The 19,061-nt window shown below is 48.6% G+C and carries 17 protein-coding genes; 8 read left to right on the forward strand and 9 right to left on the reverse strand.

Annotated elements, in window-relative coordinates; all coding sequences use genetic code 11:
- Nucleotides 1-8 precede the first annotated feature (8 nt).
- From ABGA49_RS05635 to ABGA49_RS05660, 6 genes are read left to right on the forward strand one after another with little or no spacing between them, the layout of a single operon-like run.
- Nucleotides 9-1,910 (forward strand): lysylphosphatidylglycerol synthase transmembrane domain-containing protein, encoded by a 1,902-nt coding sequence (locus tag ABGA49_RS05635; protein WP_347665251.1) that lies wholly within the window; start codon nt 9-11, stop codon nt 1,908-1,910.
- Complete coding sequence (locus ABGA49_RS05640; RefSeq protein ID WP_347665252.1) at nt 1,907-2,467, forward strand: HAD family phosphatase; 561 nt, start codon at nt 1,907-1,909, stop codon at nt 2,465-2,467. The genes ABGA49_RS05635 and ABGA49_RS05640 overlap by 4 nt, the downstream gene beginning before the upstream one ends.
- On the forward strand, nt 2,457-2,861 hold the full coding sequence (locus ABGA49_RS05645) for a GtrA family protein (RefSeq protein WP_347665253.1): 405 nt from the start codon (nt 2,457-2,459) through the stop codon (nt 2,859-2,861). Before ABGA49_RS05640 ends, ABGA49_RS05645 begins: the two co-directional genes overlap by 11 nt.
- Nucleotides 2,861-4,690, forward strand: coding sequence for a hypothetical protein (locus tag ABGA49_RS05650; RefSeq protein WP_347665254.1), 1,830 nt, complete (start codon nt 2,861-2,863; stop codon nt 4,688-4,690). The genes ABGA49_RS05645 and ABGA49_RS05650 overlap by 1 nt, the downstream gene beginning before the upstream one ends.
- An 11-nt stretch (nt 4,691-4,701) precedes the next feature.
- A complete protein-coding gene (locus ABGA49_RS05655; RefSeq protein WP_347665255.1) occupies nt 4,702-5,589 on the forward strand; it encodes a glycosyltransferase family 2 protein in 888 nt (295 codons plus the stop codon).
- Nucleotides 5,552-6,730: a glycosyltransferase family 4 protein gene (locus ABGA49_RS05660; protein ID WP_347665256.1), complete on the forward strand. Its 1,179-nt coding sequence runs from the start codon at nt 5,552-5,554 to the stop codon at nt 6,728-6,730. Before ABGA49_RS05655 ends, ABGA49_RS05660 begins: the two co-directional genes overlap by 38 nt.
- Before the next feature lie 40 nt (nt 6,731-6,770).
- Here the strand turns inward: ABGA49_RS05660 and ABGA49_RS05665 are convergent, their stop codons facing one another.
- Nucleotides 6,771-8,747 (reverse strand): acyltransferase family protein, encoded by a 1,977-nt coding sequence (locus tag ABGA49_RS05665; protein ID WP_347665257.1) that lies wholly within the window; start codon nt 8,745-8,747, stop codon nt 6,771-6,773.
- Nucleotides 8,748-8,932: 185 nt separating this feature from the next.
- Between ABGA49_RS05665 and gndA the strand changes: the two genes are divergently transcribed.
- The gene (gndA, locus tag ABGA49_RS05670; protein WP_061494116.1) at nt 8,933-10,339 is read left to right on the forward strand and encodes an NADP-dependent phosphogluconate dehydrogenase; all 1,407 of its coding nucleotides are present in this window, start codon (nt 8,933-8,935) and stop codon (nt 10,337-10,339) included.
- Nucleotides 10,340-10,603: 264 nt separating this feature from the next.
- Nucleotides 10,604-11,770, forward strand: coding sequence for a UDP-glucose 6-dehydrogenase (ugd, locus tag ABGA49_RS05675; RefSeq protein WP_088238045.1), 1,167 nt, complete (start codon nt 10,604-10,606; stop codon nt 11,768-11,770).
- A gap of 32 nt (nt 11,771-11,802) precedes the next feature.
- Here the strand turns inward: ugd and ABGA49_RS05680 are convergent, their stop codons facing one another.
- The 8 genes from ABGA49_RS05680 to hisD form a co-directional block, all read right to left on the reverse strand.
- The gene (locus ABGA49_RS05680; protein ID WP_061494121.1) at nt 11,803-12,807 is read right to left on the reverse strand and encodes an NAD-dependent epimerase; all 1,005 of its coding nucleotides are present in this window, start codon (nt 12,805-12,807) and stop codon (nt 11,803-11,805) included.
- A 134-nt stretch (nt 12,808-12,941) separates the two neighbouring features.
- Nucleotides 12,942-13,553, reverse strand: coding sequence for a bifunctional phosphoribosyl-AMP cyclohydrolase/phosphoribosyl-ATP diphosphatase HisIE (hisIE, locus tag ABGA49_RS05685; protein WP_061494123.1), 612 nt, complete (start codon nt 13,551-13,553; stop codon nt 12,942-12,944).
- Nucleotides 13,547-14,323 (reverse strand): imidazole glycerol phosphate synthase subunit HisF, encoded by a 777-nt coding sequence (gene hisF, locus ABGA49_RS05690; RefSeq protein ID WP_347665258.1) that lies wholly within the window; start codon nt 14,321-14,323, stop codon nt 13,547-13,549. The genes hisIE and hisF overlap by 7 nt, the downstream gene beginning before the upstream one ends.
- A complete protein-coding gene (gene hisA, locus ABGA49_RS05695) occupies nt 14,305-15,042 on the reverse strand; it encodes a 1-(5-phosphoribosyl)-5-[(5-phosphoribosylamino)methylideneamino]imidazole-4-carboxamide isomerase (RefSeq protein WP_061494130.1) in 738 nt (245 codons plus the stop codon). The genes hisF and hisA overlap by 19 nt, the downstream gene beginning before the upstream one ends.
- Nucleotides 15,042-15,632, reverse strand: coding sequence for an imidazole glycerol phosphate synthase subunit HisH (hisH, locus tag ABGA49_RS05700; protein ID WP_088238041.1), 591 nt, complete (start codon nt 15,630-15,632; stop codon nt 15,042-15,044). Before hisH ends, hisA begins: the two co-directional genes overlap by 1 nt.
- The gene (hisB, locus tag ABGA49_RS05705; RefSeq protein WP_088238040.1) at nt 15,632-16,699 is read right to left on the reverse strand and encodes a bifunctional histidinol-phosphatase/imidazoleglycerol-phosphate dehydratase HisB; all 1,068 of its coding nucleotides are present in this window, start codon (nt 16,697-16,699) and stop codon (nt 15,632-15,634) included. Before hisB ends, hisH begins: the two co-directional genes overlap by 1 nt.
- The gene (gene hisC / locus ABGA49_RS05710) at nt 16,696-17,757 is read right to left on the reverse strand and encodes a histidinol-phosphate transaminase (protein WP_061494136.1); all 1,062 of its coding nucleotides are present in this window, start codon (nt 17,755-17,757) and stop codon (nt 16,696-16,698) included. Before hisC ends, hisB begins: the two co-directional genes overlap by 4 nt.
- A complete protein-coding gene (hisD, locus tag ABGA49_RS05715; protein ID WP_061494138.1) occupies nt 17,754-19,058 on the reverse strand; it encodes a histidinol dehydrogenase in 1,305 nt (434 codons plus the stop codon). Before hisD ends, hisC begins: the two co-directional genes overlap by 4 nt.
- Nucleotides 19,059-19,061: the final 3 nt, after the last annotated feature.

Below are 19,061 nucleotides of genomic sequence, written 5' to 3' on the forward strand. Positions count from 1 at the left end.
ATTAAATAATGATAGCGGTTCTTTATTTCCTGGTGGCAGTATTTTTTCTGATTCTCGGGCATTCTATTCGTGTCAAGCGCTGGAACAATCTTTTACCGGGACGAGATGACACTGCACGCAGCATTCAATTTACATCACTTTCTTTGGGCTATGTTGTAAACTTTTTTGTACCATTGCGCCTTGGTGAGATAGTGCGTGCGGGCGTTTTTTCATATCTGGGGCGGCAGAGCTTTGCATTGTCTTTCGCGTCGGTCTTCTTTGAGCGTGTTTTTGATTTGCTGGTCTGGGGGGCCATCCTGATTTGGTTCAATTCGACCTCAAACCTCAAATTCAATCTTACAGAATCATTGGTGGTGCTGGTCAGTGTATTTCTGTTCTTTACTCTGTGCTCACTTATTGGTTCGAATAAAAATGTAAAAAAAGCACTTAACAGTCTCACTGGCATATTTAACGATGAAATTTCTTATTCGTTGCGACATTTTTTCTGGTGTCTCAATGAAGTCTATATCTGTTTTAGAAAGAACCTTCTTTCTTACATCGTCAATAGCGCATTGATGTGGGCTGCGTACCTGGCCAGTTATCACCTGATTGCCAGATGCACCGGGGCTTCGGCTTCGATGCTCATTTATTCTTTATTTGACACACCGCTCAGTTCAACATTTAACGCACTGCAGGATGTCTATTCCGCGCAGGTCTTTACTGTTCTGACTTTATTCTTTCTTAGTCCGGTTTTGTTTATTTTTGCCTATTATTTGATTAAGAATAAATACAGCTTTGAACCAGGAAAAGTATTGCGTTGGTTTGAGTTTAATAATGATACAGTACCTAACAAACGTGACCTTTTTTATACTGAAGAACAATATAAAATGTTCCTTGTAAGGAACTTCAGAAACGATGTTGATCTCATCTCTGAGTTTTATAAAAAAGGTATGGGTAATGATGTTATTCTGTATCGCATTTTCCATGGCGGTTCAGATGCGTTAACTGCGCTGATTTCTTTCAATAACTCCATGTATGTCAGAAAATTTGCTTCTGAGTTGGGTTCTGGTAAATTGCAGGCGCAAAAAAAATGGCTTTGTGAGTACGCCAATGAACTTGTACTGGCAAGCGTAGCAAGCGATAAGAAACTTGATAATGGCTATATTTATGATATGCCTTACAGCCATACCTCTATTGATTTTTATGAATTCATCCACTCATCCTCACTCGATACCTCGTGGGGGTATCTTGCTGAAGTGTTGAATTCCATCAAAGATTTTCATGCCAGAAAAAATACTGGGCTGGCTGATGACTCAATGATTGAGAGTTACATTTCTGCCAAGATGGCTGGTAACTTTAATAATATTAAAAGCTTGTCATCGATCTTTTTTGATAAGTCACAAGTTGTTATCAACGGGCGTAACATCGATCTTGATGCTATTTCAGACTGGATTAATGATTCGGCACGCAATCATGATTTCAAATTTAGAGAGACGTCCGTTATTCATGGTGATCTGACTATCGAAAATATTATCATCGATAAAAAACATGAGAATGGTTGGTTTATTATCGACCCTAATATTGGGAACTTTTTTGAGTCGCCCTTGCTGGATTACGCTAAACTGATGCAGTCATTGCATCTTGGTTATGAATCACTAAACCGTTCGATTAACTGTCATGTTGAAAATGACGAGATAACCGTTAGCATTTTCAGATCCTCACAATATGCAGCAATTTATGAAAAATATAAACAATGGATTGTTGAAAACTTTGGTCAGGAATTCCTGAAAGAAGTTATGCTGCATGAAATTATTCATTATACACGACTCGTTCCGTATAAATTCCGTAAGGATAAGGCAACGGGAAATGCATTTACCGCTTGCATGCTGCTGCTCATCGATGAGTATCTGGAGCTTGAGAATACGCTATGATTGAAGCGATATTAAGTGATATGGATGGCACGTTGATCGATACCGAGAAGGCTAACGCGTCCGCATATTGTTATGCCATTGCACAATATGGTGGTGAGATTACCCCAGAAGAATTTCAGCATAACTATGCGGGTATGTCGTGGAAGCGATTCTTGCCGCAAATACTACCTGACGCTGACAGTGACACGCATAAAGCAGTGGCTGAGCTCAAAAAGAGTAAGTATGCGGATTTTTTCTCACTTACGTCGGTTTATCAGGACGTGTTCGATTTTCTCACACATTCTAAACAGTTTGCGCCTGTTGGCCTTGTGACCACGGCCTCACGGCAGGCGGTAGAGGAACTGCTGCGCTATCACCAACTGGAAGGTTTTTTCGATGTGATTATCAGTGGTGATGATGTGGTTAATGCCAAGCCACATGCCGAACCCTATCTCGCTGCCGCAAATATGCTAGGCGTTAATATTGCTAATTGTATTGCTTTAGAAGATTCTCAAGTCGGGATTGATTCAGCGACTTCCGCCAGGGCCAATGTCTTTATCGTTAAGCATGAAAAGTAAACCTATCCGCTTTATTGTGATATCAGGAACGGGATGGTCGATTGACTTAGTGACCATGACCATCCTTGTTTATCTGGGACTGGAACCTGTCATCGCCAATCTCTGTAGCGCGACACTTGCAGTAACCTTCGTTTATTGGGTTTCGCGACTTGCCGTGTTCGATAAGAAGGTTGAACAAAAAGCTTTCGCCGGATATATAGCTTATTGCGCATATAGTGTTGTCGTTATTGCAGCTTTCTCAGTGTTGATTCAGTATTTAAGCTATTTTTTACACGGAATGTTTGGAAATGTTATATCACTGACGGCGTCTGCATTTATAGCAAAGGTGATCGTTACTCCCTTTAATTTGTATATCAACTTCGTAGCTTCAAAATATATCGTTGGAAAAACTTAATGGCGACAGAAAAAATACAGAATAGTGCATATAAAAAAGCGTTACTTCTTGTAGGATCGCTACTTGTATTGTTCCTCTTGTTCTCACTGAGAAACCTTGACCCGATTCTGTATCCAACAGTCTATGCGGAGGATGCAGTCTGGACAGGGAAAGTTATTGATCACGGTTTCTGGAATACTGCATTCCACACTCGTGTGTTCCCTATCCTTGGTTTTGCTGTTTTTTATAAAATTGCATTAGTCCTGCTTGATTTATTTTGCAATGGTAATCTTTTCTATCTACCGCTAATATATTTCATTCTATCGAATATCTTTTTTTCGCTGTGTGTGCTGGCTGGATATTTTGCACTCAGGAATTTATTATCCCAAAGTAGCCTTGTATGTTTGTTGCTCGCAATGGTGCTGATGCCAGTAGGATTAGACGGCAATGAAATCTATGGGCGACTGCTTAATCTTGGTTTTATTTTCCCGGTATTGCAGGTGTTACTGCTTAGCGCATTATTGCTGAATAAGCAATCTATACCCCTGGCCGTTGTGGTTATGGTTACGGCGTTGCTATCCTGCCTGACCTTGCCTGTAGGGGTAGGTGTGCAGGTTATTTTTGGGATAGTTTGTATTTATAATGGCTTTAAAAATAAGTCTCGCTATTTCTACTCGCTGGCGGCATTCAGCGTCGCGATCGTATTGGCGTCCATGATCGCGATATCGGGTAATGCAATCCATGATAGTGGGGGGGCTGATTTTCCTGTCAAAGTATCTGCATTGATTGAGTTTTCCCTGGCGCGAGTATTGTTATACCCCGTACTTTTTAGCATCTATCATCATCTGAACGATATTGCTGTTATTGCTGTTGTTTTTTGCATGCTGGGTGTTATGTTTTATGCGGCGAAACGTTTCTTTAATAACGGTAAAATTATTATCGATAAAAGGCTGTTAGCAATCCTGTTTGTTTGGGCTTCGTTCGGCATCTATTATCTTTCTATCGTCGTTATGCGTAGAGGGTTAAGTTCATTATTTTTTGATTATACTGTAACCTTTCCGGATAGATATTTTCTCGGGCTCAATATACTGTTTGTCGTTGCGTTGCTAATGCTTGTGGATAAAACGGTCTTTGCCAAAATTGTATGTGTAATTTTGGTTGTGCCGATGCTGCTTTCAGTTGGCAAAACGTTTGAATTAGGTAAACCTGCTACTAAATTCTCTTCTTCGCCATTGTGGACTGCCGAATATTGCAATTATCTTTTTGCGGAAAAGGACAGTGGGGATGGTTTGCTCGTCTCTATTCCACCGGAGAACTGGGTTTTTCATTCAGAATCGTACAGCCTGACAATAGAACAACGGCAGATGTTTCAGCAACGCTGCAAATTATCTAACCTGTATTCAATGCCACTGCTGGGAAAACTTGTTCCGCCGGTCCTTGTGCAGCGCAATGCTACCGCTGATATGGGGCAATTACCTGTGCTGGGCGTTGTCTCTGTTCACAATGTTGTGATCACAGCGCTGGAAAATGGTTTTAGCGTCCGGGTGAGTGGTGATGATCCATACATCGTGTTTGGTACTCATAAGACACAAAGTATGCAAGCACATGCTGCATTCCACTTTTCCGTAGCATCGCCTGTGTCAACCCAGTTTCAGGCTTACTATTTGATTAAAAACGAGCCGGACTACGCTGAACAAAACAGCATACATTTCCCGGTATTGAAAGGTGAAAATCCACTCTATTTGAACGCCAACGATACGGTTTCTCCAGATTTTATCAGGATCGATTTACCTGACGGCAGCCGTGACGAATTCATTTTCACTGGCGTAAAAACGAGTTTAGTTGAGTAAACGTACTGGCTATGATTTCGGCAATTATTATCACTTATCTCCCCGAACGGGAACGTGTGTTATCCTTGGCTTCATGCCTTGCCAGTCAGGTCGATCATGTTTTAATCATTGATAACAGCCCGGTTAATTCACAATTTTCTTTAACTTCATCGTTATCTAAAGTGGTCATTCACCATCTTGGTAGAAATGTTGGTATTGCTCAGGCACAAAATATCGGTATTGCCAAAGCTAAGGAATGGGGATCTCGTGATGTGATTCTTTTCGATCAAGACTCTGTTCCATCGCCAACGCTGGTACAAGACTTGCTGGATGCCAGAGACATCGCGACCCGGGATGGCATAAATGTTGCTGCTGTGGGACCGGTTCATTTTGATCTTGATTCCGGATCGCCTTCACGCTTTATTTGTGCGAAAGCATTGACATTGAAGCTCGTCACTCCAGATTTTAAATCTGCGTATTTTACCGCCGATTTTATTATCGCCTCCGGTTCTTTGATTAGCATTGAAGCACTGGATACAATTGGGCTTATGGAAAATGAACTTTTTATCGACTGTGTTGACATTGAGTGGGGTTATCGGGCGAGGGCGAAGGGAAGGGTGTGTGTGGTCGCGCAAGCGGCCCGGATGGATCATAAAATTGGCGACAAACCACTCATTTTGTTTGGTCGGCAGATCACGACCCATTCCCCTTTAAGGCACTACTATTTTTTCCGCAATGTTGTCTTGTTACTGAAACGCAAATACATGCCTGTCGGCTGGAAAATAAATGTAAGTGTTAAGTCACTTATGCAGGCAATCATTTTTACGTTTTTTTTGTCGCCACGCTATATGCATTTCAAATATATAACCAAAGGATTCTTACATGGAATCCTGGGACGTACAGGCCCTTATGAAAGATAACGTATTACTTTATGTTGTAAATGCTGATTGGTATTTCAAATTGCATTGGTTTAACCGCGCTATGGCGAATATCGCGAATGGATACAAAGTCGTTGTTATTTCTTGTTTTGATACACCTGGCCTGAGCAGTGAGTTAGAAAAAAATGGCATTGAATGTCACCATATTAAAATGTCACGTAGTGGTATTAATCCTTTTTTTGAGCTTATGACGCTTTACGCCATCTTGAAGCTGGCGCGTAAAATTCAGCCTGATATTATCCATTCGATTACTGTCAAACCTAATATTTATTCGGGGATTATCGGCAGGATTATTCATCGTCCGGTAGTGAAAAGTGTCACCGGATTAGGTGTTATATTTTCTAATGAGTCATTGTTCTTCAGAACTATCCGTCCTATAGTTACGAATCTGTACAGGATAGCTGGCTCTTCGAGACATGGTGCGTTTGTGTTTGAAAATAATCATGATCTGATTTTCTTCAAGCGCAACAATATTACTGATTCACAGAGTCTCTATTTCGTAGAAGGTGCTGGCGTAGATCCTAAACGCTTTTTTCCCGTACGGAATGCGTTTCAGCAAGACAAGAAACATATTCTCTTTGCTGCAAGGTTACTCAAAGATAAAGGACTTGATACGCTCCTTACCGCTCTGGATGCGCTTTACATTGGCCGTCAGGATTTTGTGCTCAATATTGCTGGCATCTATGACTCACAGGCGAGAAATGCGTATACACCAGACGAGATAGAGCAGATAAGCAAACGCGAGTATGTGCACTGGCTCGGACATCGCACCGACATGGAAAATGTCATCGGTGAGTCTGATCTGGTTGTTTTACCCACCCGGTATGGTGAGGGCATTCCGCGGATATTAATCGAAGCGGCATTCTGCGGCGTACCTGTACTGACCACAAACGTTCAGGGCTGTAATGAATTTATTGAAAATAATATTAACGGATACCTGGTTACACCAGGTGATGCTAATGAATTGAAGGGCACACTTGAGCATATTTTCGAGAATACCGATGAGGCATTGTTATTTGCCGAGCGACTTTATGACAAAGTGCGGTATGATTATTCGGACGAGGCCATTATTAATAAATTTTCAGCTATTTATCGCACCCTGCATCAAGAAATAGAGCATTGATAATAAGACGGGCTAAAATAGCTTTAGCCCGTCTGCATCTTTACTGAAAGGCTTGTGGATTGTCTGCAACAATCTTTTCCCCAATGTATCGTGAACCATTAATATTCAAATGGTGCGTGTCGCGATACATTAGTTTCCCATCTTTTATCATACTGCAATTCGCCGTATCGCACAGATACTCTCTTTCAGCGAGCAACTCAACGTTTACGTTTTTGCTGGCAATCGCTTGGAGTTCAGGCAGATATCTCTCTTTCTGTTTATCTGACTCCGCACGCGTAATTTCGCAGGTGCTATCGCTAAATGATAACCAGCGGCGCCCTTTGCACTTGTCCGGTGTGAAGGGAAAGTCTGCTACATCATCAGTTAAAATGACTTTCTTCCCGGCATCGGTGAATCGTTTTGCTGTTGCGCCGATCTCTTTTTCAAGCGAACTTCCCGAGGGTGTTTCACCATAACGACCGTTCCAGTACATGGTCAACACCACGGTTTTAATATGTGGGTTACGCAATATTTCTTCGTAAAGCCTCGCAAACTTAGCATTACCCAGGAAGGGTGAACCATCTTCGATATAAAAGGCCACATTTTTATTCTTAAGCGCCTCGGCCATACCAATAAAAAGATGTTCGGCATGACTGTCGCCCAGCAACACAATATCAATATTGTTGCCTTCTTTTGATTGCATACAACGCGTGTAATTGTTCCATTTCAGCGCTGTCGTAGCGATACTTTTTGGCGTACAGAGTACAAAATGCGTCGCAATATATTTATGAAATTCATCATGACCAATATCGCCAGGGTATCCATGGAGCGTAGCATTCTGACGCTGCGGTAGCCCCTGTCTGAAATAAAGGGTGCAAGCGGCAATACTGGTGATGATAAGTACCGCGACAAGACTGAAAATAGCGCGCTGCGAATAACTGGATTTTCTGAATGGCTTTTCAACGATGCGGAATGTCAGCCATGCCAGAAGAAATGCAACAAAGATCAGCGCTATTTTCATGTTTGTTGCCGGATCGCTACCGTTAATAATCCAGGCAAATGAGATTAACGGCCAGTGCCATAGATACAACGGATAACTGATCAGACCCACAAAGACCATTACACGAGAAGATAAAAACGCCTTACTGATAACGTTTTCAGACTGCGCGAAGATAAGCATGCAGGTTGCTACAACCGGGATTAGCGCATACAGGCCGGGGAAATTTTTTGTCTTATCAATAAAATAAAGACCAAAAACGAGCATGCATAACCCGCTGGCAGCCAATAGTGTATCCAGTCTGGTTACTTTTCTGATGCTCCGGCTACCGCTATGAAACCATGCTAGCGCCGCACCGGCCAGCAATTCCCATGCACGCGAGTCCGGTGAGTAATACGCAGCCGATGTGAAACCCCTATGCAAATACCACAACCCGATAAAAAATGAAGCAAACCCGGCAAAGGCTATTGAAGCTATGATATTTTTCTTGTGGTGGGTACAAACATAAATAACGATTGGCCAAATCAGATAAAACTGCTCTTCAATGCCAAGACTCCATAAATGAAGCAGTGGCTTAGTTATGCTGGCGTTATCAAAATAATTGGCTTCCGAGAGCAACATGAGGTTCTGCGCAAAGAGCGTACTGGCAGCTACATGTTTTCCGAGCTGTTTGTATTCATCGGTCAGCAGGGCAAACCAGCCAAAGACGATACAGGCAATAAGTACCACGGAGAGGGCCGGAAAGATCCTTTTTATACGTCTGGCATAGAAATCAAGGATACTGAAGGTATTCTTTTTACTTTTATTAAGAATAATGGATGAAATGAGGTAACCGGATATCACAAAAAATATATCGACACCGATGAACCCGCCAGGCACCAGGTGGGGGAAAAAATGATACAACACAACCGAAACAACAGCGATGGCTCGTATTCCATCAATCTCTGGGCGATATCGTATAGAATTATCAGTTTTGCGCGACGACGACATGTATTTGGCTTTAAAGTTATAACGTTGCGTGGATGCTACTATAGCAAGCAATTATTCTCAATTATATGGAACTCTAAGGTGACGCCCTTTCATCAGGCAGGGTTGCTGCGTGTTTGCTTTGTGCTTTTCCTGCCTGACACTCTCGTTCATTACGCATTTTTAGGCTAACATACCATTCACTTACGACCCGCCGGATCCGTTGACGGCAGGGTAACCACACCTGACAGGAGTATGTAATGTCCAAGCAACAAATCGGCGTTGTTGGTATGGCCGTGATGGGGCGCAACCTGGCGCTTAACATCGAAAGCCGTGGCTATACCGTTTCCGTTTTCAACCGCTCCCGCGAAAAAACCGAAGAAGTGATTGCCGAAAACCCTGGTAAAAAGCTGGTTCCTTACTACACCGTTAAAGAATTTGTTGAATCCCTGGAAACCCCGCGTCGCATTCTGCTGATGGTGAAAGCGGGTGAGGGCACCGACAAAGCTATCGAGTCCCTGAAACCTTATCTGGCAAAAGGCGACATCATTATCGATGGCGGCAATACGTTCTTCCAGGACACCATTCGTCGTAACCGCGAACTCTCTGCGGAAGGCTTCAACTTTATTGGTACCGGTGTGTCCGGTGGTGAAGAAGGTGCCCTGAAGGGCCCGTCTATCATGCCTGGCGGCCAGAAAGATGCTTACGAGCTGGTTGCACCGATCCTGACGAAAATCGCTGCGGTTGCCGAAGATGGCGAGCCATGCGTGACCTATATCGGTCCGGACGGTGCGGGTCACTATGTCAAAATGGTGCACAACGGCATTGAATACGGTGATATGCAGCTTATCGCAGAAGCGTATGCCCTGCTGAAAGGCGGTCTGAACCTCTCCAATGAAGAGCTGGCGAAAACGTTCAGTGAGTGGAACGCTGGCGAGCTGAGCAGCTACCTGATCGACATCACCAAAGATATCTTCACTAAAAAAGATGAAGAAGGTAAATACCTGGTTGATGTGATTCTGGATGAAGCAGCAAATAAAGGCACCGGTAAATGGACCAGCCAGAGCTCGCTGGATCTGGGTGAACCGCTGTCGCTGATCACCGAGTCCGTATTCGCTCGCTATATCTCCTCGCTGAAAGATCAGCGTGTTGCGGCATCAAAAGTGCTGTCCGGTCCGCAGGCTAAACCGGCTGGTGACAAAGCTGAATTCATCGAGAAAGTCCGTCGCGCACTGTACCTCGGTAAAATCGTCTCTTATGCGCAGGGCTTCTCTCAGTTGCGTGCGGCTTCGGATGAGCACAAATGGGATCTCAACTACGGCGAAATCGCGAAGATTTTCCGTGCGGGTTGCATTATCCGTGCACAATTCCTGCAGAAGATCACCGATGCCTATGCGGAAACGCCGGCCATTGCTAACCTGCTGCTGGCACCGTACTTCAAGCAAATTGCGGATGACTACCAGCAAGCACTGCGTGATGTTGTTGCTTATGCGGTCCAGAATGGTATTCCGGTTCCGACTTTCTCTGCCGCCGTCGCTTACTACGACAGCTACCGTTCTGCGGTGCTGCCTGCCAACCTGATTCAGGCGCAGCGTGATTACTTTGGCGCGCATACTTACAAACGCATCGACAAAGACGGCGTGTTCCATACCGAATGGCTGGATTAATCTGATAATCAGTCGTCTCTAAAAGCAAGCCCGGTTACTGCAACCGGGCTTTTTTTTCCGCTGAATCGCCGTTATTACGGGAAGTCCTCTTCATTTTACTGTCTGTTACCTGCTAAACCGCGCATAAACGCCGCTATTGTACGCCGTTTGACGCCTTGACAGTCCCTCAACAGAAGAGGTAAAAACCCCAACAGTTATTGATATTAAGCGGTGGCGGCGGAGTCGCCACCTCCGGTTCATACACTCACAAAAGTTGCTTATCGAATGAAAATAACAATCTCCGGAACAGGTTATGTTGGTCTATCGAACGGGATCCTGATCGCGCAGCACCATGAGGTCGTGGCGCTGGATATCGTGAAGGACAAAGTCGATATGCTGAACAAGAAGATTTCTCCCATCGTTGATAAGGAAATCCAGGAGTATTTGCAGAATAAGCCGCTGAATTTCCGTGCAACGACGGACAAGCATGATGCCTACCGCGGCGCGGATTTTGTGATTATTGCTACACCGACGGATTACGATCCGAAAACCAACTATTTCAACACTAGTTCAGTGGAAGCGGTGATCCGCGATGTGCATGAAATCAACCCGCAAGCGGTCATGATCATCAAGTCCACCATTCCGGTCGGCTTTACCGAATCCATTAAAGAGAAGTTGGGCATTGATAACGTCATCTTCTCGCCGGAGTTCCTGCGTGAAGGCAAAGCGCTTTATGACAACCTCTATCCGTCTCGTATTGTGATTGGCGAACGTTCTGAACGTGCGGAGCGGTTCGCTTCCCTACTGCAGGAAGGGGCTATCAAGAAAGATATTCAGGTACTGTTTACCGACTCCACCGAAGCAGAAGCCATTAAATTGTTCGCGAACACCTATCTGGCGATGCGTGTTGCCTACTTTAATGAACTGGACAGCTATGCCGAAAGCCTGGGGCTGAATAGCCGCCAGATTATTGAAGGCGTTTGCCTGGACCCGCGTATTGGTAACCACTACAACAACCCTTCCTTCGGTTACGGTGGCTACTGTCTGCCGAAAGACACCAAGCAGTTGCTGGCAAACTATCAGTCTGTGCCGAACAACATCATCTCGGCCATAGTGGATGCAAACCGTACACGCAAAGACTTTATTGCTGACTCAATTCTTGCCCGCAAACCAAAAGTCGTGGGTGTGTATCGTCTGATTATGAAGAGCGGCTCCGATAACTTCCGCGCTTCTTCGATTCAGGGGATCATGAAGCGTATTAAAGCAAAAGGCGTGCAGGTCATCATTTATGAGCCGGTGATGAAAGAAGATGAATTCTTCCACTCCCGCGTCGTGCGCGATCTGGAAGCATTCAAGCAAGAATCTGATGTGATTATCTCAAACCGCATGGCGAAAGAGCTGGCGGATGTGGAAGAGAAAGTCTATACCCGCGATTTGTTTGGCAATGACTGATACGAAAACGGCCCGTCAGGGCCGTTTTTCTGTTACGCGTTGTAATAGGCTTTATACCATTCGACGAATTTCTTCACGCCTTCTTTGACCGTAGTCTGCGGCTTAAAGCCAATTGTCTCATACAGCGGCTGTGTATCGGCGCTGGTTTCCAGCACATCGCCAGGCTGAATCGGCATCATATTTTTCTGTGCTTCAATGCCTAATGCCTCTTCCAGCGCGGTAATGTAATCCATCAATTCCACCGGCGAGCTGTTGCCGATGTTATAGACATGATAAGGCGCGGAGCTTGTAGCCGGAGAACCGCTTTCTACGGTCCACTCTGGGTTTGCCTGCGGGATCACATCCTGCATACGGATAATGGCCTCAACAATGTCATCCACGTAGGTGAAGTCACGCTTCATCTTCCCGTAGTTGTACACGTCAATGCTTTTACCTTCCAGCATCGCTTTGGTGAACTTAAACAGCGCCATATCCGGGCGCCCCCACGGGCCGTAAACGGTAAAGAAACGCAGCCCGGTGGTCGGTAAACCATACAGATGAGAGTAAGTGTGCGACATCAGCTCGTTGGCTTTTTTGGTGGCCGCATACAGCGACACCGGATGATCCACGGAATCATCGGTGGAGAACGGCATCTTACGGTTCAGACCATAAACAGAGCTGGAAGAAGCGTACAGTAAATGCTGCACGTTATTGTGGCGACAACCTTCCAGCACGTTGAGATGACCGATCAGGTTTGAATCAGCATAAACATGTGGATTTTCAAGGGAATACCGTACGCCCGCTTGTGCGGCTAAATGGATGACGCGATCGAATTTCTTACTGGCGAACAGGTGGCTCATTGCTTCGCGGTCGGCGAGATCGATTTTGTGAAAGCTGAACGCAGGAGACTGGAGCAAATCCAGGCGCGCCTGCTTCAGGCTGACGTCGTAGTAATCATTAAGGTTATCAATCCCTACGACCTGATGGCCCGCTTGCAGAAGACGCCCGCAGACGTGAAAGCCGATAAAGCCGGCCGCGCCGGTAACCAGAAATTTCATCTTCAACCTCAATGTTTGGTATGCATAACGTGTGATGCGTAAAACTGTGGGGGGATGATACCTGCTGTGGGAAAGAATGGTAACTGCTTTATCTCTGATAAATAAGGGGAGCGCGTGGTGGCTCCCCGGGTACTTTACTTATGCCGCTTACGCAGGTTTTCAATCACTGTTGTCAAATCAAGTTGCTGGTCTTGCAGCAATACCAACAGGTGATACATCAGATCTGAAGCCTCATTAACCAGCTCTTCGCGGTCATTCACCGTAGCGGCCAGCGCGGTTTCCACGCCTTCTTCCCCCACTTTCTGTGCGATACGCTTAGTGCCGCTGGCATACAATTTTGCCGTGTAAGAACTGGCCGGATCGGCAGTTTTCCGCGCGGCTAACAGCGTTTCCAGTTGATACAGGAACAACCACTGATGGCTGTTATCACCAAAGCAACTCGACGTACCGGTATGGCAGGTCGGGCCGATTGGGTTGACCAGCACCAGCAGGGTATCGTTGTCGCAGTCCGGCGCGATACTGACCACATTGAGGAAATGCCCGGAGGTTTCGCCCTTGGTCCACAGGCGGCCTTTGGTGCGGGAGAAAAAGGTGACCTTGCCGCTCTCCAGCGTTTTTGCCAGCGCGTCCTGATTCATGTATCCCAGCATCAGGACTTCACCAGAAACCGCATGCTGCACCACGGCGGGCAGCAGTCCGTCGGTTTTTTCCCAGTCCAGTTGGGCCAGTTGTTGCTCTGTTAACATACCCTTATCTCCACGCCCTGGTCTGCCAGGTACGTTTTTAATTCGCTAATGTTGATAATTTGTTTGTGGAAGACCGATGCGGCCAGCGCGCCGTCGACATCCGCATCCCGGAAGGCTTGCAGGAAGTGCTCCATCGTACCGGCACCGCCGGACGCAATCAGCGGAACATGGCACACCGCACGCACTTTCTTCAGTTGCTCAAGGTCGTAACCGTTCCGCACGCCATCCTGATTCATCATATTTAACACGATTTCCCCGGCGCCGCGTTTTTGCACTTCCTGTACCCAGTCCAGTGTCTCCCACTGCGTGACCCGGGTACGGCTTTCATCACCGGTATACTGGTTAACGTGGTATTTACCGGTTGCTGCGTCAAACCAGGTGTCGATACCCACCACAATACACTGCACGCCAAAGCGATCCGCCAGTCGGGTAATCAGCGTCGGATCCGCCAGTGCAGGGGAGTTAATGGAAATCTTATCTGCGCCAAAAGAGAGGATTTTCGCTGCATCATCAGCAGATTTAATGCCCCCGGCCACGCAGAAGGGAATATCAATCACCTCAGCGACCCGCGACACCCAGCTTTTATCCACTACACGACCGTCGCTGGAGGCCGTAATATCGTAAAACACCAGTTCATCCGCGCCTTCTTCAGCGTAACGCTTCGCCAGTGGGACGATATCGCCAATGATTTCGTGATTGCGGAACTGCACGCCTTTCACCACCTGGCCATCGCGCACGTCAAGACAAGGGATTATCCGTTTTGCCAGCATTGAATGGCCTCCTTCACCGTGAATTTACCTTCCAGCAGCGCCCGCCCGACAATGACGCCGCGCACGCCCGTACCGCGCAGAGCGGCAATATCATTGATACCGCCGATACCGCCGGAAGACTGAAACGCCACCTGCGGCCAGCGCGCGCAAATTTCCTCATACAGCGAGACATTGGAGCCAGCTAAGGTACCGTCGCGTGAGATATCAGTGCACAACACGTGTTTCAGACCGACCGCAAGGTAGGTTTCCACCAATGTCTCCAGTGTGACGCCGGAGTTCTCTTGCCAGCCGCTCACGGCTACCTGTTTGGTTCCCTGTTCGTCAATGCGCACATCCAACGCCAGCACCAGCTTGTCAGCGCCAAAACGGGTAAACCAGCCTTTGACCACATCAGGCGATTTTACTGCCGTTGAACCGATCACTACGCGGGCAACACCCGCATCCAGCAAGGCTGCTACGTCTTCTTCGGTGCGTACGCCGCCGCCAACCTGGACAGGAACATTCACGCCGGCCACCAGCGTTTTCAGCAAAGGGATCTGCCGGCGCGCCGGATCTTTGGCGCCGGTTAAGTCCACCAGGTGCAGCACTTCCGCGCCCTGGGCCGCATAATCCTGCAAGCGCGGCAGCGGATCATTACCATAGTCCCGTTGCTGCGCGTAATCCCCCTGATGGAGACGCACCACGGTGCCATCAATTAAATCTAGTGCGGGAATAATCATCACATCTCCAGGAAATTTTTCAGCAGTTGCGCGCCTGCACGGCCCGAGCGTTCCGGGTGGAACTGTACGCCATAGAAATTCTCTTTCTGCACTGCCGCAGTAAAGGGTTCACCATAATCACAACGTGCGATGGTATTGGCGTTAACCGGCATGGCGTAGCTGTGCACAAAATAGAAATACGCGCCGTCCTCAATGCCCTGAAACAGGCGGTTACCCGCTTTCGGGTAGACCTGATTCCAGCCCATATGGGGAAGCGGCAGACCGACATCCTTCATTTTGGGTACATCCTGATCGATGATGCCCAACAGCGGGACGCCGTGGTTCTCTTCGCTAAAACGCCCGAGTAACTGCATGCCAAGGCAGATGCCTAGCACCGGCTGGGTGCAGGCCTTAACCAGTTCAATCAGCTCACGCTCGCGTAACTGATCCATCGCCGCTTGTGCGGTACCCACGCCTGGCAGAAAGAGTTTATCGGCGCGCAAAACCACGTCCGGATCACGGCTCACTTGCGGTTCATAGCCGTGACGGGCAATGGCGGATTTGACGGAATTGAGATTGGCGCAGCCGGTATCGAGGATCACCACATTCATCACAGCACTCCTTTCGAGGAGGGAAGGGTGTCGCCTTCCACACGGATGGCCTGACGCAGCGTGCGACCGAACGCTTTAAACAGACTTTCCACCCGGTGGTGGTCGTTCTTGCCTTTGGTTTTCAGGTGCAACGTCACGGCCATGGTGTAAGAGAGCGAGCGGAAAAAGTGCTCAACCATCTCGGTGCTCAGGTCGCCCACCCGTTGATAGGTAAACTCGGCTTTATACTCCAGGTGCGGACGGCCGGAGATATCCAGCGCACAACGGGCCAGGCACTCATCCATCGGCAGCACGAAGCCGAAGCGGTTAATGCCGCGCTTATCGCCGAGCGCCAGTTTCAGCGCCTCACCCAGCGCCAGGCCGGTGTCTTCCACGGTGTGGTGATCGTCAATATAGAGATCCCCTTTGACGGTAATCTCCATACGGAAGCCACCATGCGTGGCGATCTGGTCCAGCATATGATCGAAGAAGCCGACGCCAGTGTGGATTTTGCTGCCGCCTTCGCGATCCAGCCACACTTTGACATCAATTTGCGTCTCTTTGGTGTGACGCTCCACGTGCGCATAGCGGTCGCGACGGGTGAGCTGCTCGCCAATCATCGCCCAGTTCAGCGTGTCGCGGTGATAACGCAGGCCGGAAATGGACATATTGTTCGCCAGCTCAATATCCGTTGCACGATCGCCAATCACATAACTGTTGGCCGCATCGAGCACCCCTTCCGCCAACCAACGCTCCACCAGCTTCACTTTTGGTTTTCGGCAATCGCACGCGTCGCCAGGGAAGTGGGGGCAAATCAGGACCTCTTCAAATTCGACGCCCTGAGAAGTGAAGACCTGCATCATCAGATTGTGCGGGCCATCGAAATCTGCCTGTGGGAAACTGCTGGTGCCCAGACCATCCTGATTGGTGATCATCACCAACTTATAACCCGCTTTTTGCAGCTTCAGCAGCACCGGGATCACCCCGGGCTCAAACGCCAGCTTGTCGAATTTATCCACCTGGTAATCGGTTGGTGGCTCGGAAATCAATGTTCCGTCACGGTCAATAAACAGGTACTTCTGGCTCATACTTGCTCCGCACGTAAAGCGTCAATGACGCGCTGGCTCTCTGCACGGGTGCCGATGGTGATGCGCAGGCAGCCGCTTAAAGAAGGTTGTTTGTTCTGGTCTCTCAGGATAATGCCTTGATCCCACAAAGATTTAAACACGGCGCTGGACGCAGTAAAACGCACCAGGATGTAGTTGGTTTCGGAATCAAACACCTGTTCCACGCACGGAATCTCTTTTAACGCGGTGACCAGATACTGACGCTCAGTAAGGATCTGCGCTACGCGTTCACGCATTGCCACAATGCCCTGCGGGCTCAGCGCTTGCGCCGCGATGTCTGCGACAGGCGTTGACAGCGGATACGGTGCGATCACTTTCAGCAGCAGGTTGATCACCTCTTCGTTAGCCAGCGTAAAGCCGCAGCGCAGGCCCGCCAGCGCAAAAGCTTTCGACAGCGTACGCAAAACAACGAGGTGCGGATATTCGCTCAACCAGCCTGCCAGCGTTGCCTGAGGGCAGAACTCAATATAGGCTTCGTCCGCTACCACAATCGCTTTACCGCGGGTCATTTCCAGCAGTACGCGCAGGTCTTGTGGGTTGATAATCTGCCCGGTGGGGTTATTCGGGCTGCAAACATAGACCACTTTCACGTTGTCCAGCTTGTCGGCAATACCCTGCAGATCCAACTGCCAGTTTTCCAGCGTCTGCACGGTGCGATATTCAACGCCAAAGGTTTCGGCGCTGACGCTGTACATACCGTAGGTCGGCGGACAAAACAGCACGGCATCTTTACCCGGCTCGCAGAAAGCGCGGATCAGCAATTCGATACCCTCATCCGCACCACGGCTGACCAGTACTTGTTCCGGTTTTACGCCTGCGTACTGCGCATAGTTTTCAATTACCGCTTTCGGCTGGCACTCCGGGTAACGGTTCAGGGATTGCTGCGTGAGGTCGAACGCGACAGCCGTCGGGAATTCGTTCGCATTCAGCCAGACGTCGCCTTTACCACCAAGACGGCGGGCCGACTGGTACGGCGTCAGTTCACGCACATTTTTGCGCGCCAGTTCTTCGATGCTCATGCTTGCTCCTTCAGCGCATTGACGCGCAGGGTGACGGCGTTTTTGTGAGCGGTCAGGCGTTCGGCCGCCGCCAGCGTTTCAATGGTGCTTGCCAACGCGGCAAAACCCTCACGGGAAAGCTCCTGGACCGTCATGCGCTTCTGGAAATCCGCCAGACCCAGGCTGGAGCAGGTGGCGGTGTAACCATAGGTCGGCAACACATGGTTGGTGCCGGACGCGTAATCGCCGGCGGATTCTGGTGACCAGTCTCCCAGGAACACGGAACCGGCGCTGGTGATGCTCTCTACAAGTGAACGGGCGTCGCGGGTTTGAATAATCAGGTGCTCCGGACCGTACTGATTCGAGATAGCGACGCACTGAGCCAGATCTCGCGCCACAATCAGACGGCTGGCGGACAGCGCCTGGCGAGCCGTTTCCGCGCGCGGCAGATCGGCCAGCTGACGCTCAACGGCTTGCGCCACGCGGGTCGCCATTGTGCTGTCCGGCGTCAACAGGATCACCTGTGAGTCCGGGCCGTGTTCGGCTTGCGACAGTAAATCGGAGGCGACAAAATCCGGTGTTGCACCGCTATCGGCAATCACCAGAACTTCCGAAGGGCCGGCGGGCATATCAATGGCCGCGCCATCCAGACGCTGACTGACCTGGCGCTTCGCTTCGGTAACGTAGGCGTTGCCCGGTCCAAAGATTTTATCGACTTTGGGGACGGAGTCGGTACCAAAGGCCAGCGCCGCAATCGCCTGCGCGCCGCCCACTTTAAAGATCTCCTGCACACCGCAGAGCTGCGCAGCATAGAGAATTTCGTCGGCAATCGGCGGTGGTGAGCAGAGCACCACTTTCTGGCAACCGGCAATACGTGCCGGGGTCGCGAGCATCAATACTGTCGAAAACAGCGGGGCGGAACCGCCAGGAATATAAAGACCAACCGACGCAATCGGACGAGTGACCTGCTGGCAACGCACGCCGGGCAGGGTTTCCACATCCACCGTTTGCAGTTTTTGCGCATTGTGGAAGGTGTCGATATTTTTCACGGCCACGGCCATGGCCTGTTTGATATCGTCGCCCAGGCGAGCGCTGGCGGCACGGATCTCATCATCGGTGACTTTCAACGCGTCAACCTGCGTTTTGTCGAATTTTGCGCTGTATTCACGCAGTGCATCATCGCCGCGTGCTTTAACGGTGTCGAGGATCTCCACCACCGTGCGGGTAATGCTGTCAGACGCGGAGATCGCCGGGCGCATTAATAAGGCGCGCTGCTGCTCTTCGCTACTGCTGTTCCAGTCGATTACGGTATTGAAGCTCATGGC

Origin of the sequence: Kosakonia sp. WA-90, assembly GCF_039871955.1 — a bacterium.
Classification (GTDB): Bacteria; Pseudomonadota; Gammaproteobacteria; order Enterobacterales; family Enterobacteriaceae; genus Kosakonia; species Kosakonia oryzendophytica.

Bases quoted from the DNA above. Each gene is read 5' to 3' on its own strand.
- ABGA49_RS05650 (WP_347665254.1), top strand. From the start codon at position 2,861: ATGGCGACAGAAAAAATACAGAATAGTGCATATAAAAAAGCGTTACTT.
- hisH (WP_088238041.1), bottom strand. From the start codon at position 15,632: ATGAATGTGGTGATCCTCGATACCGGCTGCGCCAATCTCAATTCCGTC.
- ugd (WP_088238045.1), top strand. From the start codon at position 10,604: ATGAAAATAACAATCTCCGGAACAGGTTATGTTGGTCTATCGAACGGG.
- gndA (WP_061494116.1), top strand. From the start codon at position 8,933: ATGTCCAAGCAACAAATCGGCGTTGTTGGTATGGCCGTGATGGGGCGC.
- ABGA49_RS05680 (WP_061494121.1), bottom strand. From the start codon at position 12,807: ATGAAATTTCTGGTTACCGGCGCGGCCGGCTTTATCGGCTTTCACGTC.
- hisF (WP_347665258.1), bottom strand. From the start codon at position 14,323: ATGCTGGCAAAACGGATAATCCCTTGTCTTGACGTGCGCGATGGCCAG.
- ABGA49_RS05655 (WP_347665255.1), top strand. From the start codon at position 4,702: ATGATTTCGGCAATTATTATCACTTATCTCCCCGAACGGGAACGTGTG.
- hisIE (WP_061494123.1), bottom strand. From the start codon at position 13,553: ATGTTAACAGAGCAACAACTGGCCCAACTGGACTGGGAAAAAACCGAC.
- ABGA49_RS05660 (WP_347665256.1), top strand. From the start codon at position 5,552: ATGGAATCCTGGGACGTACAGGCCCTTATGAAAGATAACGTATTACTT.
- hisC (WP_061494136.1), bottom strand. From the start codon at position 17,757: ATGAGCATCGAAGAACTGGCGCGCAAAAATGTGCGTGAACTGACGCCG.
- hisB (WP_088238040.1), bottom strand. From the start codon at position 16,699: ATGAGCCAGAAGTACCTGTTTATTGACCGTGACGGAACATTGATTTCC.
- ABGA49_RS05645 (WP_347665253.1), top strand. From the start codon at position 2,457: ATGAAAAGTAAACCTATCCGCTTTATTGTGATATCAGGAACGGGATGG.
- hisA (WP_061494130.1), bottom strand. From the start codon at position 15,042: ATGATTATTCCCGCACTAGATTTAATTGATGGCACCGTGGTGCGTCTC.
- ABGA49_RS05640 (WP_347665252.1), top strand. From the start codon at position 1,907: ATGATTGAAGCGATATTAAGTGATATGGATGGCACGTTGATCGATACC.
- hisD (WP_061494138.1), bottom strand. From the start codon at position 19,058: ATGAGCTTCAATACCGTAATCGACTGGAACAGCAGTAGCGAAGAGCAG.
- ABGA49_RS05635 (WP_347665251.1), top strand. From the start codon at position 9: ATGATAGCGGTTCTTTATTTCCTGGTGGCAGTATTTTTTCTGATTCTC.